This is a genomic window from uncultured Solobacterium sp. (assembly GCF_963517755.1).
GTDB lineage: Bacteria > Bacillota_I > Bacilli_A > Erysipelotrichales > Erysipelotrichaceae > Bulleidia.
Genome location: NZ_CAUQGG010000002.1, coordinates 157046 through 182166, shown reverse-complemented (window position 1 = coordinate 182166; position 25121 = coordinate 157046). Strand labels below are relative to the sequence as shown.

General features: G+C 37.2%; 30 protein-coding genes. 6 read left to right on the top strand and 24 right to left on the bottom strand.

Going from position 1 to position 25121, the window contains the following annotated elements; translation table 11 throughout:
- Window positions 1-191: 191 nt before the first annotated feature.
- The 3 genes from RWM19_RS02280 to RWM19_RS02270 all read right to left on the bottom strand — a co-directional run bounded on the left by RWM19_RS02280 (window position 192) and on the right by RWM19_RS02270 (window position 3159).
- Complete coding sequence (locus tag RWM19_RS02280; protein WP_313983158.1) at window positions 192-830, bottom strand: hypothetical protein; 639 nt, start codon at window positions 828-830, stop codon at window positions 192-194.
- Window positions 831-896: 66 nt separating this feature from the next.
- The gene (locus tag RWM19_RS02275; protein ID WP_313983156.1) at window positions 897-2063 is read right to left on the bottom strand and encodes a hypothetical protein; all 1167 of its coding nucleotides are present in this window, start codon (window positions 2061-2063) and stop codon (window positions 897-899) included.
- Window positions 2064-2085: 22 nt separating this feature from the next.
- Complete coding sequence (locus tag RWM19_RS02270; protein WP_313983154.1) at window positions 2086-3159, bottom strand: Xaa-Pro peptidase family protein; 1074 nt, start codon at window positions 3157-3159, stop codon at window positions 2086-2088.
- A 125-nt stretch (window positions 3160-3284) separates the two neighbouring features.
- Between RWM19_RS02270 and RWM19_RS02265 the strand changes: the two genes are divergently transcribed.
- Window positions 3285-3749, top strand: coding sequence for a hypothetical protein (locus tag RWM19_RS02265; protein ID WP_313983152.1), 465 nt, complete (start codon window positions 3285-3287; stop codon window positions 3747-3749).
- 53 nt (window positions 3750-3802) lie between these two features.
- Here the strand turns inward: RWM19_RS02265 and rplA are convergent, their stop codons facing one another.
- The 8 genes from rplA to rpmG all read right to left on the bottom strand — a co-directional run bounded on the left by rplA (window position 3803) and on the right by rpmG (window position 10110).
- Window positions 3803-4480, bottom strand: a complete 678-nt coding sequence (rplA, locus tag RWM19_RS02260; RefSeq protein ID WP_313983150.1) for a 50S ribosomal protein L1 — start codon at window positions 4478-4480, stop codon at window positions 3803-3805.
- A 2-nt stretch (window positions 4481-4482) separates the two neighbouring features.
- Entirely contained in the window at window positions 4483-4905 is a 423-nt protein-coding gene (rplK, locus tag RWM19_RS02255) for a 50S ribosomal protein L11 (protein WP_006525781.1), read from the bottom strand.
- Window positions 4906-5071: 166 nt separating this feature from the next.
- Complete coding sequence (locus RWM19_RS02250) at window positions 5072-6814, bottom strand: ABC transporter ATP-binding protein (RefSeq protein WP_313983148.1); 1743 nt, start codon at window positions 6812-6814, stop codon at window positions 5072-5074.
- Window positions 6811-8556 carry an ABC transporter ATP-binding protein gene (locus RWM19_RS02245; protein ID WP_313983146.1) on the bottom strand — a complete coding sequence of 582 codons (1746 nt, stop codon included), beginning with the start codon at window positions 8554-8556 and terminating at the stop codon, window positions 6811-6813. The genes RWM19_RS02250 and RWM19_RS02245 overlap by 4 nt, the downstream gene beginning before the upstream one ends.
- A gap of 42 nt (window positions 8557-8598) precedes the next feature.
- Window positions 8599-9036 (bottom strand): DUF5684 domain-containing protein, encoded by a 438-nt coding sequence (locus tag RWM19_RS02240; RefSeq protein ID WP_313983144.1) that lies wholly within the window; start codon window positions 9034-9036, stop codon window positions 8599-8601.
- Window positions 9037-9045: 9 nt separating this feature from the next.
- On the bottom strand, window positions 9046-9636 hold the full coding sequence (gene nusG / locus RWM19_RS02235) for a transcription termination/antitermination protein NusG (protein ID WP_294020505.1): 591 nt from the start codon (window positions 9634-9636) through the stop codon (window positions 9046-9048).
- 6 nt (window positions 9637-9642) lie between these two features.
- On the bottom strand, window positions 9643-9939 hold the full coding sequence (secE, locus tag RWM19_RS02230; protein ID WP_294026351.1) for a preprotein translocase subunit SecE: 297 nt from the start codon (window positions 9937-9939) through the stop codon (window positions 9643-9645).
- Between the two features lie 15 nt (window positions 9940-9954).
- Window positions 9955-10110, bottom strand: a complete 156-nt coding sequence (rpmG, locus tag RWM19_RS02225; RefSeq protein WP_028078588.1) for a 50S ribosomal protein L33 — start codon at window positions 10108-10110, stop codon at window positions 9955-9957.
- 110 nt (window positions 10111-10220) lie between these two features.
- On the opposite strand from rpmG, the gene RWM19_RS09000 reads away from it, so the two are divergent.
- A complete protein-coding gene (locus tag RWM19_RS09000) occupies window positions 10221-10817 on the top strand; it encodes a VanZ family protein (protein WP_399553434.1) in 597 nt (198 codons plus the stop codon).
- Between the two features lie 41 nt (window positions 10818-10858).
- Complete coding sequence (locus tag RWM19_RS02220; protein WP_294020502.1) at window positions 10859-11464, top strand: hypothetical protein; 606 nt, start codon at window positions 10859-10861, stop codon at window positions 11462-11464.
- Window positions 11465-11489: 25 nt separating this feature from the next.
- Here the strand turns inward: RWM19_RS02220 and RWM19_RS02215 are convergent, their stop codons facing one another.
- The 10 genes from RWM19_RS02215 to RWM19_RS02170 all read right to left on the bottom strand — a co-directional run bounded on the left by RWM19_RS02215 (window position 11490) and on the right by RWM19_RS02170 (window position 19284).
- Window positions 11490-11948: a hypothetical protein gene (locus RWM19_RS02215; RefSeq protein WP_313983140.1), complete on the bottom strand. Its 459-nt coding sequence runs from the start codon at window positions 11946-11948 to the stop codon at window positions 11490-11492.
- A gap of 6 nt (window positions 11949-11954) precedes the next feature.
- A complete protein-coding gene (locus RWM19_RS02210) occupies window positions 11955-12791 on the bottom strand; it encodes a metal ABC transporter permease (protein ID WP_294020499.1) in 837 nt (278 codons plus the stop codon).
- Window positions 12785-13468, bottom strand: a complete 684-nt coding sequence (locus RWM19_RS02205) for a metal ABC transporter ATP-binding protein (RefSeq protein ID WP_294020498.1) — start codon at window positions 13466-13468, stop codon at window positions 12785-12787. The genes RWM19_RS02210 and RWM19_RS02205 overlap by 7 nt, the downstream gene beginning before the upstream one ends.
- 1 nt (window position 13469) lies before the next feature.
- Window positions 13470-14471, bottom strand: coding sequence for a metal ABC transporter substrate-binding protein (locus RWM19_RS02200; protein ID WP_313983136.1), 1002 nt, complete (start codon window positions 14469-14471; stop codon window positions 13470-13472).
- A 178-nt stretch (window positions 14472-14649) separates the two neighbouring features.
- Window positions 14650-15258 carry a sigma factor gene (locus RWM19_RS02195; protein ID WP_294020494.1) on the bottom strand — a complete coding sequence of 203 codons (609 nt, stop codon included), beginning with the start codon at window positions 15256-15258 and terminating at the stop codon, window positions 14650-14652.
- Between the two features lie 12 nt (window positions 15259-15270).
- Window positions 15271-15987 carry a 23S rRNA (guanosine(2251)-2'-O)-methyltransferase RlmB gene (rlmB, locus tag RWM19_RS02190; protein ID WP_294022627.1) on the bottom strand — a complete coding sequence of 239 codons (717 nt, stop codon included), beginning with the start codon at window positions 15985-15987 and terminating at the stop codon, window positions 15271-15273.
- 11 nt (window positions 15988-15998) lie between these two features.
- Complete coding sequence (locus RWM19_RS02185; RefSeq protein WP_294020492.1) at window positions 15999-16373, bottom strand: Mini-ribonuclease 3; 375 nt, start codon at window positions 16371-16373, stop codon at window positions 15999-16001.
- A complete protein-coding gene (cysS, locus tag RWM19_RS02180; RefSeq protein WP_313983161.1) occupies window positions 16373-17704 on the bottom strand; it encodes a cysteine--tRNA ligase in 1332 nt (443 codons plus the stop codon). Before cysS ends, RWM19_RS02185 begins: the two co-directional genes overlap by 1 nt.
- 278 nt (window positions 17705-17982) lie before the next feature.
- Window positions 17983-18168, bottom strand: a complete 186-nt coding sequence (locus RWM19_RS02175) for a hypothetical protein (RefSeq protein ID WP_313983132.1) — start codon at window positions 18166-18168, stop codon at window positions 17983-17985.
- Window positions 18169-18171: 3 nt separating this feature from the next.
- Window positions 18172-19284, bottom strand: coding sequence for a ribonuclease III domain-containing protein (locus RWM19_RS02170; protein WP_313983129.1), 1113 nt, complete (start codon window positions 19282-19284; stop codon window positions 18172-18174).
- Window positions 19285-19801: 517 nt separating this feature from the next.
- Here RWM19_RS02170 and RWM19_RS02165 point away from each other — a divergent pair.
- Window positions 19802-20641, top strand: a complete 840-nt coding sequence (locus RWM19_RS02165; protein WP_313983127.1) for a YdcF family protein — start codon at window positions 19802-19804, stop codon at window positions 20639-20641.
- A 66-nt stretch (window positions 20642-20707) separates the two neighbouring features.
- Here RWM19_RS02165 and RWM19_RS02160 read toward each other — a convergent pair whose 3' ends face one another.
- Window positions 20708-21346 (bottom strand): cupin domain-containing protein, encoded by a 639-nt coding sequence (locus RWM19_RS02160; RefSeq protein ID WP_313983125.1) that lies wholly within the window; start codon window positions 21344-21346, stop codon window positions 20708-20710.
- Window positions 21347-21466: 120 nt separating this feature from the next.
- On the opposite strand from RWM19_RS02160, the gene RWM19_RS02155 reads away from it, so the two are divergent.
- Complete coding sequence (locus tag RWM19_RS02155; protein WP_313983123.1) at window positions 21467-22246, top strand: threonine/serine exporter family protein; 780 nt, start codon at window positions 21467-21469, stop codon at window positions 22244-22246.
- The gene (locus RWM19_RS02150; protein WP_313983121.1) at window positions 22240-22671 is read left to right on the top strand and encodes a threonine/serine exporter family protein; all 432 of its coding nucleotides are present in this window, start codon (window positions 22240-22242) and stop codon (window positions 22669-22671) included. Before RWM19_RS02155 ends, RWM19_RS02150 begins: the two co-directional genes overlap by 7 nt.
- 57 nt (window positions 22672-22728) lie before the next feature.
- On the opposite strand, the gene RWM19_RS02145 is transcribed toward RWM19_RS02150, so the two are convergent.
- Window positions 22729-22935 carry a DUF4339 domain-containing protein gene (locus RWM19_RS02145; RefSeq protein ID WP_006525750.1) on the bottom strand — a complete coding sequence of 69 codons (207 nt, stop codon included), beginning with the start codon at window positions 22933-22935 and terminating at the stop codon, window positions 22729-22731.
- A 15-nt stretch (window positions 22936-22950) separates the two neighbouring features.
- The gene (locus tag RWM19_RS02140) at window positions 22951-25020 is read right to left on the bottom strand and encodes a helix-turn-helix domain-containing protein (RefSeq protein WP_313983118.1); all 2070 of its coding nucleotides are present in this window, start codon (window positions 25018-25020) and stop codon (window positions 22951-22953) included.
- Window positions 25021-25121: the final 101 nt, after the last annotated feature.

Here is a 25121-nt window from a genome sequence, read left to right as displayed (position 1 = left end):
CAGGTTTCTGTTCGTAACCTCGAAAGAATCGCTACACCACTTCCTTCACCCAAAGCCTCACGGCTTACGGCTTGTGGTTCGCTACGCTTGGCGGTAACTACCTACGACTGGACTTTCACCAGTTAGGTTTGTGACATGCCCGTCACACACTGAAAGTGTATCCCATTAACTCAGGATACACTTTTAAAAATCTATTCTAATAATCTTCGATCATTGATTCCAAGCGTAATCAACTTAGGTTCCTTAGGAAGACTATTGAACTCCATTTTTGTAATTTCCTTTACGATTAACTGATTATCTTCCCATGTCAACAACTCGCACCTTAGAATTTCATGTGTACTACGATTATTTTCAGTATATACAAGTCCCTTATGATCCTGCAGGAGCTTAAACCAGCCGTATGTTTCAGATGTACATTTTTGAAATTGAGCTGGACTATCTATCTGGAAAACAGCATCCGAGGCAATGCATGTTTGGGTTTCTGGATCATATCCAAAAATTTTCGCCACTGCGATAAGTTGAGCATGATAGAACTTTTCCACAATCAATTGTGGGATGTCATGATTCAGATACACAATGCCATACATTACATTATCTGAGACTGTATCACCCATACCAAAATCATATGCATCAATGTTATCTAACAATTCATTGTATGCATGGAGTGCTTCTGTTACCTCTGGAGAAACTGTTTCCTTTGGCTCAGGAGTTTCTTTCTTTTGTTCTGTAACGGATGTAGAAGTTATTTGTGTACTACGGTTGTTTGATACTGTGCATGCTGTAAGGAATAATGTACCTACACATGCTAAGATTCTACACATTTTCTTCATGGTTATCCCCCCCATGTGTAAAAACTATGCAATCACTCTATCAGTTATCAATTGTCGTCTAATTTACTATTTTTCAATGATCAGTAAATCCACAAAGTCTGTTTTCCAACCTGTATTTTCTGATAGAGGAATTGTAATACTCTTTTGTAGAGTTAATGTATCCGCATCAAATTCTAAGATTTTTCCTAATTCTGTTGTAGTTTCTGTATTTGGTGTTACGATTGCTGCCGCCTTATTTCCTAAATAACGGATTCCATGTAACTTATATTCTGTATTTGTAAATAGTTTCGCAAAATCAGTTCCAGATAAATCCTTATCTGATACCAGTTCAAGGTCAGTTGTGTATTCCAATAGATGATTATCTTCTGTCACGACACGGATATAATCGCCATACGTATAAGCGGTAATGATTCTCTTTGCTTCTAGAGAGATTGTCGTTGCCTCTAATGTATCTGGGTCCATACTTGTTAAACTAGCCATCTCTGGAATTTCCTCTTCGTCCATAAATCGACTATGATAAGGATTTTCAACTGTTATAACCTTGCCATTTACATATAAGAGCTCTTCAAATTCAACGGAAGTATGATACCAATAATCCACAAATTGAACTTCATTTGTTTCTTCATCTAGGCAATACAATTCATATCGATCTTGAACCATGTCATACCCTGTAAAGTAGAGTTTTGTACCAATTTCAACCGCATGATAAATCGCCGCATGAATTACCGGTGATGTAACCACCTTATGATTTGGACTTGTGTATTGGATAGTATTACGTATTTCACCTGTTGACCCATCATCGATAGTAATGACTTCAATTCTTCCATTCATTCCATTGAGCGCAAGATTTACAGTATATATATTTGAATCAAACGCACCCTTGGACATAGAGAATGTTGAATATCCAGATGAAGATTCAAAAAGTAGAGATTTATTTCCACCGAAAGAATATGCACGGAAGGTATTGCCTTCTTGGAATAATCTACCTGCTGCGTTTACTTTATCGCTGAATTCTAGTTTTTCTTGGTCATTACTTACAAAAATAATCTTTGTTTGTGGATTCATCTTTCCATTTTGATGAATGGAGTAGAAACTTACTACATAATCATATTTTGTTAAATCTTCGCCTGACTTCTTGCTCTGATGATTCCAAGTGTATATTCCCAGGGAAATAACGATAATTCCGATGATTGATAGAATTAAAATTCTGCTCTTGTTCATGTTGTGAATCAATGAATGTTCCTCCTTAGTGAATTTACTCAATCACTTCTATCTCATGAGGATAGTGGTTTAAAACCTCACAACCATCCTTTGTAATCAAAACTAAATCTTCAATACGACAGCCCAAAATACTCGGATGATAGACTCCCGGTTCAATTGAGAAGGTATTTCCTTCTACCGTTAAATCTGTAAATGCTTGTGATACATCTCCATATTCATGTGTTTCTGTGCCAATAAAGTGTCCAAGTCTATGTGTAAAATCTTCCCCAAAGCCACCTTCTGTGATGATGTTACGAGCTACCGCATCGATATCACATAGTCTTACACCTGGTTTACAATAACTTTCTGCACTTTCATTAGCCTTACGAACAAGGTTATAGACTTCTACTTGTTCTGCATTTGGATACTTCTTATAGAAGAAGGTTCTTGTCATATCTGAGCAGTAGCCATTTACCACACAACCAACATCGAAGAGTACCGTATCACCTTCCTGTAATACCGTATCATCTGGCATGTGATGTGGATCAGCCGCATTCTTACCAAAGGCAACGATAGGGTCAAATGAATATCCACTTGCGCCAAGTCTTTGGTAAATATCTAACATCTGTGAGGCCACTTCTACTTCTGTTACACCATCGTGTATCAGTTTCTTAAACTCCGCCATTGCTAGGTCATTGATATGAGACGCAGCCCGCATAAGTTCTTGTTCACGAGCATCTTTAATAGCACGTGTATAATCAACTGCATATGATCCAAGTTTAAATTCTGCCGCAATCTTCGCTTCCATCATTGGAATTAGGAATCTAGCTGGCATGATTTTATCTACGCCTAAGCTACCATTTTTATCGATAAACTGCGAAATGATATTTGTAATAGTATCTGTATCTTTATAATACTCTACTCTTACACCAATCGCATCTGAGAAACGGAAGAGCTGATTTAAAATCAATACCGGTTCAATCCCCTTCCCAATCAATAATCCCAGAAATCTTTCTCCCGGTTCTATTTTCTTTCCACAAAGATACGCAATAGAAACCGGATCTGTAATCAATAAACAATCTGTTGTCATCTTCTCAATGACACGACTTAGTCTTCCTTCATCTAACATAGTATCACCTCTACTTTATTTCTATTTTATCACGTTTTTTGATATTCAAATTTGACGTTCTATGGTTGAAGAGTATTGGAATCAGCACTATAATTCCCTTATAACTAGTAGTAAAGGAGATTTTTATGAGCATTCTTGGTTTATTCAAAAAGGCACTAACAGGCGCATCTGACGAAGATAACATCAAAAACAAAGCTCGTATGCGCGAAATTTTTAATGAAGCTGTTTTAAATGGTGATGATTATCAACTGGTATATTGTCATTCCGAAAATTACCATAGTGCTGTGATTGCGTCAGTCACTCATCATTACAACTTTATCGTGGGATATAAGACTGGTGAAGTAGTTGTTATCTATGTTGACCCATCTCTTTCTACATATGACCAACCAGTTTTCTTTAATAAAGAAAATGGTTCATCGATACGTACATCTATGGGCTATTGCTTTGCGGAAAGTCCTGCGGCATCCTTCAAACTTGAACCAATCACTTATGAACCAGGGATTGGTGAGCGTGCAAAGTACTGTGTATCTGTAACACAATCTACCGAAGAAGTATCCACATTCCGCAAGTTCTTTAAACAAGGCTTCTAATCTAATCATTGCATATAAAAAAATCTCACATCGCTGTGAGATTTTTAAATTACTTATTCAACTGTAACTTTGATACCAGGACCCATAGTTGTGGATACTGTTACACCCTTTAGGTATGCACCCTTAACTGTTACAGGTCTAGCCTTTAAGATACGGTCATATAAAGCCTTGAAGTTTTCAACAAGAGCTTCTTCAGTGAAAGATACCTTACCGAATAATACGTTGATGTTTCCATCCTTGTCTACACGGTATTCAACCTTACCCTTCTTGATTTCATCAATTGCCTTCGCAACATCCATTGTTACTGTACCTGTCTTAGGGTTTGGCATTAATCCCTTAGGACCTAAGAGCTTACCTAACTTACCTAACTGACCCATCATGTCTGGAGTAGCTACGATGATGTCAAAGTCGAACCAGCCACCTTGGATCTGCTGAATCATATCAGCGCCACCAACGAAGTCAGCACCTGCTGCCTTAGCTTCATCTTCCTTAGCACCCTGTGTAATTACTAATACACGCTGTGTCTTACCAGTACCGTGTGGTAATACCATTGCGCCACGAATGTTCTGTTCAGCCTGACGTGGATCAACGTTTAATACGAAGCTAGCTTCTAATGAAGAATCAAACTTCGTTGTGCTGATCTTCTTAGCTAAAGCAATCGCTTCCTTGTAATCATAAACTTTAGCGCTATCTACCTGTTCTAACGCTGCTCTGTACTTCTTTCCTGCCATTGTTACTTAGCCTCGCCTTCTACTACGATACCCATGTTACGTGCTGTACCAGCAATGATGTTCATTGCTGCTTCAACGTCATTAGCGTTGAGGTCAGGCATCTTATACTCAGCGATTTCTCTTAACTGAGCCATTGTAATCTTACCGGCTTTAACTGTCTTTGGTGTTCCAGAAGCCTTGTTAATACCAGCAGCCTTCTTTAATAAGATAGCAGCTGGAGTTGTCTTGATGACGAAGTCGAATGACTTATCTTCGTAAGCTGTAATAATTACAGGAACGATGTCACCGTGACGGTCCTTAGTCTTGTCGTTAAATTCTGTACAGAATTTAGGCATGTTGATACCTGCAGATGCTAGAGCTGGTCCTGGTTTAGCTCCACCAGCAGGGAATTGTAGCTTAGCTACTTTTGCAATTTTCTTTGCCATGTGGTTTTCCTCCTTATATTAGAATCCACATGCAGTGGTCAGCGGACATTGCTATCCTCCCACGCATGAGCGCACTAAAAGTGCTTTTATATAATAGGCTAATATAGGTTTAGCGTCAAGATAAAAGATGCCAAACAAGCCTATTAATCGCTAATCTACGCGGCTTTTATTCATTTGTTGTCACAAATTGAGAGTTATATAACTTACTATAGAATCCATTTTGTGCCATTAGTGTATCATGATTGCCCTGTTCAATGATTCTACCGGCATTCATGACAATAATTTGGTCAGCGTTACGAATCGTTGATAAACGATGCGCAACCACAAAACTAGTACGTCCCTTCATAAGATTATTGAAAGCTGCTTGAATTTCAAGCTCCGTACGTGTATCGATAGAAGATGTCGCTTCATCAAGGATTAACATATTTGGCTTGCTTAGCAATACTCTAGTGATACAAAGTAACTGTTTCTGTCCTTGGCTTAAGCTATCATCTGTCACAATCGTATCCAGACCTTCTGGCATACGACGGATAAACTCCCAACTATGCGCTTCCTTTGCGGCTTCGATGATTTCCTCATCGCTAGCGTTCTCGACACCAAAGGCGATATTATCACGTATGCTTGCATTCTTTAACCATGTATCCTGGAGAACCATGCCGAAGTTTTTACGAATTGATTTACGACTTACATCATAAATGTTCTGGCCATCAATCAGGATTGCGCCTTGATTTGCGTCATAGAAACGCATCAACAAATTAATAAATGTTGTCTTACCACAACCAGTAGGTCCTACAATTGCAGTCGTCGTACCTGGTTTTGCACTAAAGTTAAAATTCTCAATTAACTTTTGATCTGGAAGATATGAGAAGAATACATCTTGAATATCAATTGCACCATTCTTTTCAACCAAGTCTAGTTCTGGATCTGCACTTTCAGCCGGAGCCTCTATCAATGTAAATACACGATCAGCACAAGCCATCGCATTCTGTAACTCTGTTACAACAGAACTAATGTCATTAAATGGCTTCATATATTGGTTGGCATAAGATAGTAATACAGTCAATCCACCAACTGTTAAATTACCTTTCATAATGCTATAAGAGCCAAGCACTGCCACAATCGCATAAATTACATTATTTACTGCACGTGTGGATGGATTTGTAAGTGAACTAATAAACAATGCGTTTTGCGTATATTCTTGTAGTTCCTCATTCAATTTCTTGAAACGTTTCGAAGCGCGTCTCTCATACCCAAACGCCTTTACAACCTTCTCACTACCAATCATCTCATTGATTAGTGCCGTCTGTTTTCCACGTGTGCTTGTCTGCTTTTGAAATAAACGATACGAACGTGTCGAAATAAATCTTGCCACAAAGAAACTAACTGGCGTTAACACAATTACACAACATGTAATAAGTACATTCTTTGATAACATAAATACTAACGTCGCGATGATTGTCACTATACCTGTAAATAACTGCGTAAATCCCAACAATAATCCATCTGACAATTGATCTACATCCGCAATAACACTTTGAACAATATCCCCTGTACTATGTACATCTAGATAAGAGAGGGGGATATGTTGCATATGTCGCATTGCCTTAGCACGAATCTCTTTAACAGTCTGATACGTTAGACGATTATTGATTAGATTCATCACCCAAAGACTAATTGACGCAACCGCAATACAGATTCCAATATTAATTAAAACTGTAAGAAGTTGTGAATAATGTACTTCACCTTGTTTGATAACTGTATCAATTGCGGCACCAAACAAAATTGGTACATACAACTGTAATATCTCCGCAATAATCGATAGGACAATACTAAACACAAGTAATATTTTATACTTTCCAATAAACTTTAAGACTTTCCCTAGGGTCTGGAATGATGTGTTCTTTTTCATGCCACAACCTCCTTTGGTTTTTCTTCTGGGAATTGTGAATAATAGATTTCCTGATATACCTGACAATTCTTCATCAATTCATCATGTGTTCCTGTTCCAACTAGGTTCCCATCATCCAATACCAATATTTGGTTGGCAGCACGTACAGTAGAAGCACGTTGTGAAACGATAAAGACTGTCATTTGATTTCCTAAATTGTGAACTGCTCGGCGTAACTTTAGGTCTGTCGCAAAGTCTAATGCACTTGCGGAATCATCCATGATTAATATTTCCGGATTCTTTAATAATGCACGCGCAATTGTGAGACGTTGTTTCTGACCACCAGATAGGTTACGACCATTCTGCTCAATCATCGCATCTAATCCATTCTTACTTTTTACTACATCTGCAGCCTGTGCGATTTCTAATGCGTGCCAGATTTCTTCATCCGTCGCATCCTCTTTGCCCCACTGCATGTTCTCTCGAATTGTACCTTCAAATAGAACTGCCTTTTGTGGAATCATTCCCACTTTCGATACAAGCTCTCCTTGTGGATAGTCCTTTACATTTACGCCATTCACGCATACTTTTCCACTTTGCACATCATAGTAACGAGGTATTAATTGTGCAATAGTTGATTTACCACAGCCTGTTCCACCAATGATACCAATCGTCTCTCCACGATTTGCCACAAAACTAATATTCGATATCGCATCTGCACCAGCTTGTGGATAAGAGAAGGAAACTTGATCAAAGATAACCGCTGGAGCACTTTCATCTTCTTTTATAGGTTCTATCGGATAGACCATCTGACGCTTTACCATAAGTACTGCTTCAATACGTTCTAGACACGCAAGTGACTTATTGATTGTAATGATAAGAGAAGATAGTTTAATCAGTTCAACAATAATCAGTCCCATTAAGTTGTATAACGCAACAACATCCGCCTGTGCAATGATACCGCCATCGACACGAATCGCGCCTACGTAGATTAATGTAATAATCGCGATATTAATTAAGATATACGTTAGTGGATTCATTAACGCGGATAAGCGACCCACATGTTCGTTATATTGTGTTAAAGTATCATTCTCTTGGTTAAACTGTTGAACCTCAGCATCTTCCTTACGGAATGCACGAATGACTCTGACACCCAATAAGTTTTCACGTAACGTTCCAAGTAATTTATCCAAGGCACTCTGTACTTTTTTATACAGTGGAATGCTAAGCCACATAATTGTAAATACAGCAACCGCAAGGACCGGTATCGTTACCACAAAGATAAGTGCCGATTTTACATCAATTGTAAATGCAACAATCATCGCACCAAACACAATAAACGGACTTCTTAGTAATAGACGTAAAGCGAGATTCAGACCTGTCTGTACCTGTAATACATCACTTGTCATACGAGTGATTAAAGTATCTGTACCAAGTTGATCTAACTCTGCATACGTCAAATCCTGAATGTTATCGAATAACTCTTGTCTTAAGTCAGTCGCATAGCCAGTACTTGCTTTAGCCGCAAACCACTGTGCCGTAAAGGAGAATGCCATTCCCAATACCGCAAGCATCAATAAGAGTCCAAACATCTTTAAGACATAATTCATATCATTTTGCCCAATTCCATTTTTAATAATTTGGGCAATGACCAATGGAACTGTCAAATCCATGAGCGCCTCTAATAATTTAAATAATGGTGCAAGGATACTTTCTTTTTGATATTTCTTTAGAAACTTTAAACTAATCTTCTGTTTTTTCATTACATCTCCTCCAAAAAGGAAAGAGTGTAGTTTCCTACACTCTTATTTCGCACCTTTATATTCAGCTTGTCCCATACCAATCACGATATTTCCAATTGGATTAACGAAAATCAATAATGTTGTAATTCCACCACTTAAGTTGAATGCCTTTGACTGCTTACGAGATCTCTTGATATGAATTACGATAGACGCAATCATCATCACAAGGCCAAGCCAACCAACAATCTGTAAACCTGTACTAGCAGAAACTAAGAATAATGCTAAACCACCGATTGCACATACAAACCAGATGATTCCAGCAAACTTAGATTTCCAAACTAATTTGAACATCACTAGTTCACGTACCACAGGAATAAATGCAAATGCCTTATTCGCTGGTGTCTTACGTAAGAGCCTAAAATACCCGAAGGTCTGTAGGACATACCAAATTACTGCGAAAACCGCATAATTTGTTAGGATTTTTGTTAATTCTACTGTCATCTGAACCTCCTAGAACAATTCTACTTTTTCTAGATCACCATAGTTGATATCTGTTGGTGTCTCACGACCAAACAACATAATCAATACATTAGCTGTCTGTGTCTGATCATTCAATGAGGCAACTCTTCCTTCCATTCCACTGAATGGACCAGCAAGAATCTTCACTGTATCACCAATCTCGAAATCAATTGAAATCTTCTTATCGCTTTGACCAATACGGCGTAAGATAGCTTCCATTTCATCTGGTGCAACTGGGAATGGCTTCGCACCACCACCAGAGGAACCGATAAATCCTGTAACACCTGGAGTATTACGTACAACGTACCAAGCTTCATCTGTCATCTTCATTTCAACGAAGAGATAACCCGGGAATACATTTGTCTTAACATCCTTTGGCTTTCCATCCTTACCAATAACAGTCTCTGTTTCTTCTGCTACTACAATACGAAATAGAGAATCCTGAATACCCATTGTTTCAACACGCTTTTCAAGATTTTCCTTAACTCTATTTTCATGACCAGCGTATGTATTTACAACATACCATCTAGTTTCATGTTCATCATCAATTGCAGAAATTACTGCTTTATCATTTGTTGTCATATATTGTTACGCTCCAATCCCGAAAAATTTCATTAGATATGCAACACCTAAATCACACAACACAAAGAATAGTGCAAAGAAGATTGTAAACACCAATACTTCACCAGTATTTTGTAGTGTTCCTTCTTCGCTGCCTTGGTTAGTCCAATGTGGCCAACGAACACGCTTTGCTTCTTTTGTAATACCACTGATTGTAAACCAATGGTCTTTTGCCGGTTTATTCTTCTTGGCTAACTTCTTAGCTTCTTTAGCCTGCTGCTTCTCAGACTTCGCAGCTTTTTTATCCTTCATCTCTTCAGACATCGCCTTGCCTACTTTCTATTTTGTTTCTTTATGGAGCGTCATCTTGCCACATTTTGGGCAGAACTTTTTAAGCTCCAATCTCTTTGTGCTGTTTTTCGAACCATTTGTTGTATAGTTGCGTGCAAGACATTCTTCACACGCAAGAATAATTTTTCTCGCCTCTTTTGCCATTACGAAAAACTCCTTCAAAGTCTTGATTACAATAGCACATAATTCGCAAACTCGCAACGAGCCAACCGCCTGTTTCATATTAAAATCACAAATCAGTTTCATTTTGATATATGATAATAATAGTTAAGGATATTAATATGAGAAAATCATCCCGAATACTACATATCATTTTAACTTGTATCATTAGTTTCCTAGTTTTCTATTATGTTACTAGTAATTTTTTGGACTTTCACTTCCAAGGATTATATGTAATCGAGCCCCTTTTATATCTTTTGATTTTGTTTGGTCAAACTCTCATATTTTATGGCAGTAGCTATTTATTATTGAATCCATCTCATCGTATTCCAACATTTGTATTGCGACTACTCTGGGTAATTTATTTTCTTGTGATGATTTTATTACTATTTTTTAGAGTCTATCATGACAACAACATTAACCTAAATATTCTTGAACTATTTAATTTTGAAACAACAAATCTTTCTCAAACTATATTAAATTTGATCTTATTTATTCCTATCGGATACTGGCTCAAACATTTAAAGATTAGTTCTGTACTACTTCTATCCTTATTACTGATAACTTCTATTGAATTATTACAATTCGTTAGTCATCGAGGAATCTTTGATGTTGTAGACATTTTGATTAATACAATAGGAATTATGATTGGATATATCATATTCAAAACGGTTCACATCAAATTACATTAGTATTTCTGATTGCTGTTGAATAATTAAATCATGGGGGTATTATGCGTAAATTTAGAAAGTTATTTTATCTTCTAGTATCATCTACACTATTACTTGGCTGTAAACCCACACCAGAAAGTCAAAACTCTAATACTAAAAAGATATTCAACTTAGAGTATGTTGATCAAAAAGATTCCGATATAAAAGAATATTCATTATTGACGGATGACAACCCTGCATTTAAGGAAATCACATTTGAAAGTTCAATCAAGTTTTTTACAGAAGGATATTCAGGAATTCTATACTATGGAAAAGTTGGCTGTCCGTGGTGTGAACGAGCTGTACCTATTTTGAATGCCGTGGCAAAAGACAATAATATTTCGATTTATTATATTGACGCAAACAAAGGTATGGGAGAAACAAAAATAGAAAGAGAAGAAAACTACGCAAATCTTTCAAAGTATATTTCAGACAGTTTCCAAGAAGATGACAATGGTAAAAAAGGCATGTTTGTTCCTGATGTAATTGCCGTAAAGAATGGAAAAATGCTAGCCTATCACGTATCTTTAGTAGATGATTACGACATTCACAAAAATGACCAACTATCCGAAAGTCAAAAACAGGAACTGTATAATATTTATCAGGAAATGATAAATCAAATAAAATAATATCTTCACACGAAAAGGTGGGCTATTAACCCACCTTCATTTCTGCATTCTTTAATAATAAGGAAACGATGTTTCCATCCTTTTGATAACTGAAAGTTCCTACAACTGTAATTTCTGTTCCGAGATCTGGATAATCATCTGGATATTTATGATTTCCTTCCCATTGGAATTGAATACCCTGTTGGCAACAACCCAATGCATCTTTGATAATACAACCATACATCGTATTACCATCTTTATCTTTTCCTAACGCAAAGATACCAGAGATTTTAAATGTTTTATCTACATACTCTTCTGGGTTTGTCATCATCGCATATACTTGCGAATACACAACATTTCCACTGAGCTTAGATAAGTCATAATCTACTTCGGTCTCTTTACTCTGCTCTGGTTTTACCGCGTTTGGTTGGTGTGTATATAGAAAAGCTAATGTAATAATTCCTACACTTAGAAAGATTAGGATAAATTTCTTGATATATTTCATTACTACTTACGCTTTCATCGCACGAATCAACCAACAGATAATAAACGCAATAATATCAACCGTTACAATTGTAGCACCTACAGGTGTACTGCAAAGTATCGCTACAAGCATACCAGTAACTGTACAAATTTCTGATAGAACTGCTGCACCGATCAATACAGCTTTAAAACTCTTAAATAACTGCATTACCGATAATGCAGGGAAGATTACGAGTGCAGAAATCAACAAAGAACCTACAAGATTCATTGCTAGTACGACGATAACTGCAATGATAACTGCCAAGATTAAATTAATCTGATCTGCTTTTAGACCAGTTGCCTTGGAAAAGTTTTCATCAAACGTTACCGCAAAAATCTTTGGATATAACATCACAAATATAATTAGAACGATAATTGATGCGATGACACATAACCAAACCTCTGCTTTGGAGAGTGTAAGGATTGATGTAGATCCAAAGAGTGTACTACATACATCTCCACTGATATTAGCAGTCGGTGGAAATAGATTCATCAAGAGATAGCCAAGTGCGAGTGCACCGGTAGAAACCATTCCAACTATCGCATCACCTTGGACTCTTTTATTTTGTCCTGATTTGAGAATTAAGATAGCTGCTACGGTTGTAATCGGAAAGACGAGATACATCTTCTGTTGAATCATCCCAAGTACAAGTGCGATTGACATTGCGCCAAAGGCAACGTGTGATAATCCATCCCCAATATAAGAATATCTCTTTAATACAAGGATAACTCCCACAAGGGCAGAGCACAGGGATATTAACATCGCCGCAACGATGGCATATCGTACAAAGGGATATTCAAGATAGCGTAATAATTCAGCTAGCATTTTTCCACCACCTTTCGATATTCATCTGTGGATACTTCTTTCACTGTTCCATCCACAAAGCGAACGATGCGGTTTGCATACTGCACCACTGCAGGCACATCATGTGTAATCATCACAATTGTCATGCCTTCTTTGTTTAGTTTAGCAATCAAATCATACATATACTGCATCGCTTCTGGATCAAGTCCTGCTGCAGGCTCATCTAATAGAATCATCTTATCTGCAGCACAGAGTGCTCTTGCGAGTAATGTTCGCTGTTGTTGGCCACCAGATAAATCTCGATAACACTGTTTCGCAAGTTTATCGACACCCGTCTTTGCCATGTACTCCTTCGCGAGTTCTTTTTCTTTCTTGTTATAGAACCAGCGATGGCCAAGATGACCTACAAAGCCAGATAAAACAACTTCTTCAACTGAAGATGGGAAATCTTTTTGAACTTGTGTCTGTTGTGCAAGGTAACCAATTTCTTTTGCGTTGAAGGAATCATCATGTTCAATACTTCCTTCAATAGGAGTAATTAAACCTAAGATGGTTTTCATGAATGTGGATTTGCCAGATCCATTCTCTCCGATTACACATAAATAATCCCCATTGTTGATTTCCAAGCTAAAAGGTCCCGCAACTTTATTGCGTTCATGTCCAACGGATAGATTTTTACATGTAATCAAATGTGTCATCTTATTTAACCTCCGTGTTAAAGCTTTGTGCTAGTACCTTTAGATTCTCTTCCATTGCGCCATAGTATGTTAAGCCCTTATCGATATCTGATTGGCTAACGGACTGTAGGGAATTCAATGTTAGTATATCTTGATTCTTATCTGTTGTGTTTTCAATGACTGCTTTTGCGAGTTTCTTATCAGAGCCTTCAATTGTCATAATATGTTTGATACCCAACTCATCTGCGTATTTTGCTAGACTAACGATAGTTTCAAAACTAGCATTTGTTTCTGTTGAACAACCATTGAATGCAGCGTATGTAGTAATGCCATAATCTTTTGCTAAATAGTGGAAAGGCATACGGTCTGCGAAGATCCACGTCTTATTTTCAACTGTATCAACTGTAGCTTGATAAGACTTATCTAATGTTGAAAGTTTTGTGATGTACGCTTCCGCATTTGCCTGATACTCTTTGGCATTTGTTGGATCTAGTTCTGCCAATTCATCCGTAATTGCTTTTACGATTTTCTGTGCACGTTTGAGTGATAACCAAACATGTTCATCGTATTCGATTTCTTCATGGTCATGGTCGTGATCTTTATCATCATGATCGTGGTCATGGTCTTCGCTTTCTTTTTCTAAGCCTTCCTCTTCTTCGTCGATGTCATCTCCAAGCGTCTGCATCATATTTACAACCTTCATATCCTTGTTGGTCTTTTCTTCTAATGCATCATCTACCCATTCATCAGACTCACCACCAACGTATACAAATAGATTTGCATCAGAGATGTTTGCGATATCACCTGCTGTTGGTTGATAACTGTGCAAGTCCCCACCATTCTTCATCAATAATTGTAGGTCTACATTTGGATTGTCTTTTCCAACAATCTCACGAATCCAATCATACTGTGGGAATGTTGTAGCTACGATCTTTAATTTTGTCTGATTCTTTTGTTGTTTTGGAGCGCAACCTGCAAGCATGAATGCCGCAAGTACTCCTGTAATAATTTTTTTGAGTTTCATACTATTCTCCTTTTCAAACTCTACTGAAGCAGTTTGTTTTTATAAGCGCACACTTGAGCGAATATTCAAATCTTCTATAAAACAACAAAATGCATGCCACCGACAAATCATCGCTGACATGCATTTACTATTTCTGTTTCAGTTTACTTTATTATCATACACTATCTGTCAAGTATTATCATTGATTATGATATATGTAATCTTTAATTTTGGCTCGTACTCTCTGCAAACGACCATCGTATGCCTTTACAGTACAGTTCTGATTACGGGCTGCTTCTTCATAACAATCCCCATCATACCAAGAACGCATAACATCTACCTCTCGATGAGATAGCGACATGATACCTTGTGTCATTTGTTTAAATGCATCGACATACTGATAATAATATTCTGGATTAAACATCTTATTTTGTTGTTCGACAATATCATAGAATGTTTCATCCTCATTCATCATCGCATCTAATGCCAGTACATCTGTACCTTCATTTCTTCCGATTGTTGAAAGCTGGCGTAGGACATTCCAAACTCTTCTCTTTGCGATGATACACAAGAAGGTCTTAAAACTAGCTTGATTATCTTCCCGATAACAATGTATCGCCACAAGTAACCCAAGACGCGCCTCCTGCAATAAATCATCTTTATAGTTCTTCACTGGCGGATACACCTGTATCGTTTGATTCACCAACGATGTAAGTAAACCTTCATACTGTGCAAATAAGCGATATTGCGCATGCGCATCGCCCATCCTGCACATATATAATAGTTCACTCGGATTGTCCTTTTCCATACAACACTCCCCCTATAGTGGGAAACGCATGTTGTAAATCGAATACATCAGAATACCAGCAGATACTGCCGCATTCAACGATTCAATCTTTCCTCTCATTGGTAGTGATACCACAAAGTCACACTTCTCACGCAGGAGTCTTGAGATACCCTTACCTTCATTTCCAATAATCAACACTGTATTGAAATCATACTTTACAGAACGATAGTCCTGTCCATCCATATCTGTCCCAACAGCCCACCAACCTTTTTTCTGAAGGTCTTCTAGTGTCCTGGAAAGATTGGTTACAGACGCACATTTCACTGTATCAATTGCGCCAGCACTAACCTTTGCAACGGTAGGCGTTAAGCCTACTGCATTGGTCTTCTTAAAGATGACACCAGTAGCACCGATTGCATCAGCTGTACGCAATATCGCCCCCAAGTTATGTGGATCTTCTAATTCATCTAACATGATGATAAGACCCTTACCATCCTCGGAAACACTCTGCACGATTTCATCTACACTATATAGACGATATGGATCAACTTCAGCCACAACACCTTGATGACGGTCTGTCTTTGTCATCTGGGTTAATGTCTTCTTATCCACTCTTTTGAGTTGTACTCGTTGTTTTCTAGCCAACTGTTCTACATCCCTATCGTCTACTGACATGTAAATTTGTTTGATCTTGGAGTTATCCATCAACATCTGTTTTACAACATTTTTCCCGTACACAAATTGTGCCATAGAAGTCCTCCCTAAAGTGTCCGTACTTTGTCCCAAATCTGTCTTATTCTTTCTTGATTATTCTCAAGATATAAAGCACCTAAGATTGCCTCAAATCCTGTCGACATCCGATATGTCACAACATCTGTATTGTTTGGAACACTACCTGTATTACCATTGCGTCCACGGTGATACGTCGCTTCTTCCTCTTCGGTAAAGAAGTTTTCTTCGTGAAGAAGCGAATAGAATCTTGCTTGTGATTTTGCGGAAACATAAGAAATACTAAGTTTTTGTAGCATCTTTCCTTTGCCTTGTCCTTCTTGAACCAAGAAGTCACGTACCGCAAGAGACCAAACCGCATCACCAAGAAAGGCTAGTGTTCTACCATTACATTCTAATGGGTTCATTACAATAAGCCCTTTTCCACTAATTCATTACGGTATTTATCAGCACTATCGAAGTCTTTATCTGCCTTAGCTTGATTCCACTTCGCAAATAATTCTTTCTCAGTTTCACCTATCACCGGTTTATCCACAACAATACCCAATACATTCAACATTTTTTCCACAGCGTTGCGGTAAAGAGTTACTTGCGCAAAGTCAATCTCTCTTTGGCGTAGTGTCTGATTTAATTTCTTAACCGTCTCAAAGATAACTGCGTACGCATTTGGTGTATTCATATCATCATCTAGGCAATCCAAGAATGCACGATAAGATTCCTTGTCATAATCATCGCCCATGACATAATTTGCGAGTGCAGCCTTGATATATGCTTGCTTGAGTGGTGTTAACACCTTATCTAATTCCTTGCGAGCAGTTTCGATTGTCTCATCAGAGAAGTTTAATTCCTTACGATAATGTACAGAGGATACTAACCATCTTGTTAGGTTTGTACCTAAAGATAACACAACATCCTTTGCCCACATTGTATTACCTAACGACTTAGACATCTTCTGTCCATCGATATTTACCATGGCATTATGTACCCAATAGTTAGCCAGTGTATTGCCATGCATAGCTTCTTGTTGAGCTGCTTCATTTTCATGGTGAGGGAACTTCAAGTCCATACCACCACCGTGAATATCGATGCAATCACCGATATTGTCATTGATCATGACAACACATTCCGTATGCCAGCCTGGACGACCTTCTCCCCATGGAGAATTCCACTTGATACCCATATCTGTCTTCTTCCATAGCGCAAAATCATATGGATTTTTCTTTTGGTCATTTGTTTCAATACGTGCACCAGCCTCTAGTTGATCCAAGTGCTGATGAGAAATCTCACCATATGTTGGTACAGATTCAACCGAGAAGTATACATCCCCATTTGCTTCATAGGCATGACCTGTCTTAACAAGTTTGTCGATGAAGTCAATAATCTTATCCATTGTTTCTGTAACACGTGGTGTAATATCTGGCAATTCTGTATTGAGTAATGTACGTACTTCCTGATACGCATCAATGTAACGCTGTGCAATCACTGCTTCTGTTGTATTTTCTTCAGCAGCTTTCTTAATGATCTTGTCATCAACATCCGTGAAGTTAGATACATACGTAACGCTATATCCTTCTGCTTCAAATAAACGCTTCAATACATCAAACACAATCATTGGTCTTGCATTGCCGATATGTGCATAGTTATACACAGTTGGTCCACACACATACATGTCCACATGTCCCTCATGAATTGGCTTGAACTCTTCGATTTGTAAAGTCTTTGTATTATACAGTCTGATCATTTTCTTCCTCCTGTTAAAAAAGCGTCTTTCTTAAAAAGACGCTATGCGTATCCACTCTTTAGAATTTCACTGATAACATTAGTGCAACGTTCTTCTCTACATATCAAGAAGACCCTCTCGGAGGCATTCCCATCAACACCATCTGCCAAAGCACTCTCACCAAATGTGCCTCTCTCTTAAGCCGGTATATTGTAGTACTATTTCCGATCAACGGTTTATTTGATTATAGCGTAATTATAGGAAGCTTAAAAGGCATTGTATCTTGAAAATGGTGATTAATCGTCTTCATCACCCCAAATAGAGTGATGAAATCCCCAACGATTGAATTCCTCTTCCTCTTCCTCACGTCTAAACTCTGAGTCATCCCAATTAAACACGTATCTTCCTTGCGAAATACTAAATCCATCTCTATCAATTTCTTCATACTCACCAGATTCATAATTGAAGCACCACTTACTCATAACTTAGTTCTCCTCCATGTCCAATACATGTTTTAGCATTCCCCATGCTGCATCTTTTTTCGCATCCTTTTTCGAGGATGATGTTGCCCAATAATAAATATCCTCTTCTTCTATATGACATTCACATCTCCAAATAGGATTTCCGTCCTCATCATAATCTTCATAATAATTATATGTTGGAAGAGAAAAATAACCTCTTCTAGCAAGTGTCTCCAGTTGATTAATAGCCATTTTCTTACATGGGTTCTCAATTTCATCTTGAATTGTCCACAAACGATTCTGGTCATCTAAATATTCATATGCAAGTCTAGAAGCTTCTTCTTTTGCTTGATTTTTAGAGTGTCCATAACCAATAAACCAACATGGAACATCCTCTAATGCAAGTAAACTTGCATATCTTGTATTTGAATCAAATACTCCTCGTTTAAATTGATTTATAAGAGACCACATTGGTTTAGCCCACTCTGGAGCCCCAACATTCATTTCGTTTGGTAAATATTTACAAACCGAATAATCAGGCAATACATCGTAATGCTTTAATGACCACTTTTGGATATCCGATATATAACTATCTTCATCAGCACCCAGCATCTCATCTATATCAATCATATTTGTCACAACTTCTTGAATTGTACTAATATTCCATTCTGAATCAAGCGCGATAGCACCGATGATTGCTTCAAAAAGGTCTTCTTTTGTTGAGTTAGATCTTTCAACATGTCTCTTTCTGTCACCTTTTCCCATGACTAAGTAGTACTGTAGTTCAAGATTATCAATGGCATTGGATAGTGTTGATTTCCTAACAAGTCTTTTCTTAATTTCTGTCAATTCACCTTCATCCTTATTAGACGAGAAAGTACCGTCATAGACTTTAGTCGAATAATAGTAAGCAATTCTTTTCTCAATCTTGTTGAAATACCCAAATTCTTCACTAAGGATTTTCACCATTACCATGTTTAAGGCTGAATCACCAATGAATTCTAAGACTTCATTGTCTTCGCCGCCATTTTCCATGCTGTAAGAACGACGAGTAAAAGCCTGCTCTAGTAATTCTTGATTCTTAAATGTATATCCAATCATGTTTTGGATATCGTTGATTCTTTCTTGATCAAACACAAAAAACCTCCTATCTCTTCCTTTTCAAAATGATATGAAGGTGCAATCATCAATATCTAACACAAAAACTGTAGACCTAATTAGATTAAATTAAACTCATTGTTCCAACATATTTATATGTATTCACTTTCATAAATACAAATAAATGAAATATAAACAATGTACTCAATTTAAAATCATTACACCTTACGAGTAGATTATATTCCTATCCAATTAAACTTTACAATACAAGTATGAGAACTATTTGTTTTATATCACTATGATTCTTATACTCTCAGAAACATATTCATGTTACTATTTTGCTATGTTTACATTCATGAATTATATTCTTACACCAGAATTTATGGTGATCATATCACTAGCGATATTCTTATACTCCTTTTTCAAGGATTCTAGACGTTTTCGAAATGCAGTATTTTTATTAATCCTACTATTTGCACTCTTTGTTTTCTCTGTGCAGTATTCAGGTATATCCAGGATTGCGACTATATATTCAAGTATATTTGTCACCACCTTTATGTTCTTGATATTTATCATTCCATTCTTATTGATGGTAAATAGTGTACAGATGCTTCTTAAGGAAGGGTTTCATATTACAAGTTTCCTATCCATAGCGTTTGGAATCTTTATCTTAGTTGGCGAATTTTATTTCATAACTTCAATGATAGTGGCTGTTAACAACTATATAGATCATTCGATTCATCTAATACAAGATTTTCCAACTCTGCTTAAAATGGGATTTGGATTTAGTGTCTTATATATCTCACTTGTATTCGTCGCATTTATGTTCTATTCCATATTCATCCAAGTACTCCCAAGACATGTTGATTTTGACTACATTGTTGTATTAGGTGCTGGATTAATTGATGGTTTAACACCAACAAAACTGCTTGCCAATCGTCTTGATAAAGCAATTCGTGTATTTAACAAATCAGTATCATCTTGTTATATCGTTGTTTCTGGTGGCCAAGGTTCTGATGAAAAAGTATCTGAAGCGGAAGCCATGCGTACATACCTAATTGATAAAGGGATTAAGAATCATCAAATTATCATGGAAGATAAGAGTGTTAATACATTTGAAAACATGCGTAATTCCTATGAAATTATCAAGCGTAGAGGTGGTCGAATGCGTATTGCGGTAGTCACTTCCAACTTTCACGTCTATCGTGCATTACTCCTTTGTCGATCATTAGATATTCCAGCAATTGGTATCGGCGCTCCTATTGCACTCTACTTCTGGCCTAGCGCAATGATTCGTGAATATGTTGCATTATGCAAGCATTATCTTAAGAGTTATCTATTAGGTTGGTTTATATTTGTAGGTTTCTTCCTCACTGTACTTTCTGTATTTCTATAATAGAAAGTACAGTTTTCTTTTTTTCAAAAATAAAAATGCCTCTATCACAGAGACATTTTACTATTCTTATAAAGTTAATAATAAAGCCATCTTGAACTTTTCGTTTGCTTTTACTGCGTGTAAGCCACCCTTTGCAAAGCAGAATTGTTCGCCAGCATGAATTTCATGTGCTACACCTTCATAGATAATTGTTGCACTACCGTCTAACGCAAATACTAGCGCTTCGCCTGGTGCTGCATGTTCAGATAAGCCTGTTCCTGCATCGAATGCCATCACAACAAACTTCATCTTTTCGTTGTGTGCAACATCCATGTTTACAATCTTACCGTCTTGATATGGTACTAAATCCTTTAAGCCAAATACTTCACCTGGTTTTACTGCGCTGTTCATCATACTATTTTCTCCTATCATGATTTCAGTATAAATGGTTCCTTGATCTGTTTTGATTCCTACAGGGATATTAATATGTGCGATAATTGCTTCACCGACATTAACAGCTTTCTCATCGTCGTTTGTATAGACGATTGCTCTTCCTGTATGAACATAGATCAATTTGTAATATGGGTAGATTTCTGCACTGATATCTGTATTCTCCGCAAGTGAGTAATAACTGACCTGACTCATTACTTCTTTTGAGACAGTACAGCTTGTCACCCGTGGATTATCTTGTGCAATTGAATAAACTGAACCAACTTTTTCTTTCATATTTATCACCCCGTTTTACTATAACATCGTTCGAACAATAACTATGAAATTACTATCTCTAAACTTCCTCTTGCTAATAAGTGAATGTTGAATTTATACTAAAAGCCAAATAAGGAGAACATGATGAATACTCGTTTAGAAATGGAACAGATATTAAATTATCTGACAAAACTAGCACATGCACTACTATCGAACGGTTCAACCCTTGAACATGTAGAGTATGCCATCGAAAAGAATGCACATGCATATCAGTTAACTGAACTTAGCACTGTTATGACACATCAGTATGTAAGTATTTGTTTCCGTGGTACTGATGGAAATACATATATGAAGCAGTTAGATATTTCTACAATATCTATCAACTTGGAAAAGTTACGCATTTTAAACAATATTATGCACCAAGTTAGTAATCACCCTATCCCTACTGAACAACTGCAGAATATACTAGCCCAAGTTCAAAACGTAAAGAAGTATAGTGTTGCAACAACTCTATTATGCCAAGTACTTGCCATCACTTGTGTTTGTTTTATTCTAGGTGGCAAACCAACTGATATGATAGCGACTGCACTTGTTTCATTTTGTCTATACTGGATAAACCTTGGCCTTTCTAAATTACGTACTGATAAGATTATTAACAATATTATTAGTATGTTCTTAGGCACAATTCTATCCTTTCTATTAGTTAGAGTAGGATTGATTGCAGATACACAGTGGACTTTGATTTCTATCAGCTTACTCATGATTCCAGGTATCCCTTTAGTCAATGCATTTCGTAATTTAATCTGTGGCCATGAGTTCAATGGTATCCTACAATTACTAAATGTATTCTTAGAAAGTGCCTCTCTAGCAGCTGGCATGTACTTTGCTGTAATTCTAATGGGAGGTACAGGCGCATGGTAAACAACATATTGATTCTACTATTTTCCTTTATTGCTTCACTAGCTTTTAGTGTTACCTTTGGGATTCACAGCAAAGATAAATTACTATATGCAGGTCTTGGTGGATTCTTAGTGCGTTTAGTAAATATCTCACTTTCTAGTTTTCTGGATAATCGCTTTATCATCATTTTAATTTCTGCACTTGCTGCTTCACTTTACGGTGAATTTATGTCTCGTAAGCTTCAGGTTCCTACTGCTTACTTTATCTACCCATCCATTATTCCATTGATTCCCGGAGACATGTTCCACTATATGATCGCATCACTAGTAACTGGCAATATCCGACTAGCAGAAGTACAAGCATTTGATTGTATTCTATCTCTTGTCGCACTTAGTCTTGGTACAATCATTGGTACAACAACACTTCAAAGCATTCGTAGAAAATAATGCATGTATACAAAAAGAATGTATTTATAGGGCTTTCCTACAAACACATTCTTTTCTTTATATTTCTACTGTTGTATCTGAAGCTGGTAAATAGATTGCATAGATTGAATTTGATATTTCCAACCAATTCTTCAAATCAGGCATCCAGATATAATCATCCTTGCAAAGAATTTCTTGTTTGATGAACTGCACTAATTCAGCGTCTGTAAATGGGCCAAATTTTTCTGTGCTACCTCGTTTTGTATAATACCAAAGTCTGTCCATGTGTTTCTCCTTGCCTTAGTTTGCTTCTAATTTAATCGTTACTTCTGTCGTCTGACCATTCATAACTTCCGCAGAAACTGGTTCTTGCGGTAGTTTATATCCATTTGGAATATCACTAGGTTTGATAATATTTTGAACATAGTATGAACCTACATTGAGTTCATATGTCTTAGAACCAACGCCACTACCATCTGGCTTTTCAAGATTAACCTTAATCTTACCTTTGCTGATAGTATACTTCATCTTTGCCTTCGTTGGCACACTTTCAGTGTATGCAGGGTTAGATGAGAGTGCTGTAATACTAATCTCATGCTCGGAGCCTTCCGCAAATGAGATACCATCAATTGTAACGGATGTTCCATCAACATTTGATGCCGCTACTGTTCCATCGATTGAGATATTATACTTATCCGCATTCTCTACTGGTGACCACGCAAAGTGCCATGCATTCTGCAATCCTGTCGCAGTAATATCTGTTGGTGAGTTGAGCTGTACTGTCTTTGCATTATAGGCAAAGTTGATAGATGTCTTCTCACTTGTCTTATACTTATCTTCCTTCTTAGAATGTGCCGTGATTGTTACAACATATGTCTCTCCATCCTTTAAAGATGAGGATGCGATACTATCACTATTAGAAATAATATTCTTATGTTCAGTAATTGGATTTGTATTAACTGTTAATTCATAGTAATCCGCATTTTCAACTGGATCCCAAGCAATATTTACGTTTGCTGTTGTAACTGTGAATGTAATGTTCTTCACTTGTGATAGTTTCTTAGCATCTGACTTGAGCGAATTATCATACTGGTTACTAGAGTTATCACCATAACCATACATCTTACCAGAACGATTGAACGCAACGAGTGTATCGTCGTAGGCTGCGATATACTTCACATCTGTCCAAGTTTCAACAGCTTCCTTTAAATCTTTATCATCTGAAACAACACTCACCGTACCATCTTCATGTACACCAACTACATAGTTTTTACCAACTGCAATGGATGAAATCTTTGTCCAACTAGACACATCACTTGTACTGTTTCCCTTTAGGGATACAGCAGATACACTGCCATCTTTCTTTAATACTAGTACTTGTGAATATCCAACAGCTAACTTCTTCGCATCACTAACTGCACTGAAGTTTGCAGAATTACCAGATACTTTTACCTGTCCATTTACAATCGCAAATGTCACATCATCGCCAGCGTAAATACTATCCACATCTGACCAATCACTGACCTGACATGCAAGATCACTACCTGCACAAACAACCTTACCATCATTTGTTAGACCAACCGTATGGTCTTTGCCAGCAGCGATAGCTTTGATATTCTTCCACTTCGCAACTTCCTCATTCTTATCGGTTGTTACGACTGTACCGTCTTTCTTAAGGCCAACCGCATGACTTCCATAAGCACTGACCTGTACAACATCCTGGAATTCATTCTTATATTGGAAATCACCATAGACTTCTAAAGAATTATTCTTATCAATAAATAATGTAAAGGTATCACCTTCCGCTATACGGTTTAACTCTGAAGTTTCAACTGTAAAGCCTGACTTTCCACCGGTTGTAAAACGAAGGATAATTGCGATAACCACCACTACCGCAACCAAGCATCCCGCCATAATGGCATAAGAAATCTTCTTGCGATTCTTTTGGTTATCTTCTTTCTTAGTTTCCTTTGGTTCTGTTACCTTAGCGGCTGTCTTGATTTTACCTGCATCCATTACACGTGTACTGCCTAAGTCATTTTTAACAGAATTGACTCTTTGCGTATGGATTGTATCAGCTTTAACTGTTTCATCTGGCTTTTGTTCGATTGTTGGTTGTTGCGGTTGTACTTGTGGCACCACCTTTACCTCAGGTAATTCAATTACCTTTCGATTATCGATAAATGTTTCAACCGGAACACCAAATAATACTGATAACTTACGAATATTTGATATTGATGGGATACTGTTGCCATTTTCCCAGTTCATATAATCGGTAAATTTCACATTGATTTTTGTTGCGACATCACCCTGTGAAAGACCGTAATGCTTTCGAAGAAGTGTTAATTTTTCTGGAAATTTATTTAGCATTCGTATTTACCTCCTGCCTTTCTATTTTAATGGTTACAAGTATAGTTTTCAATATACTCCACCCAAAGGGTTAGTGAATGCTACGCCATGCGCAAGTGAAA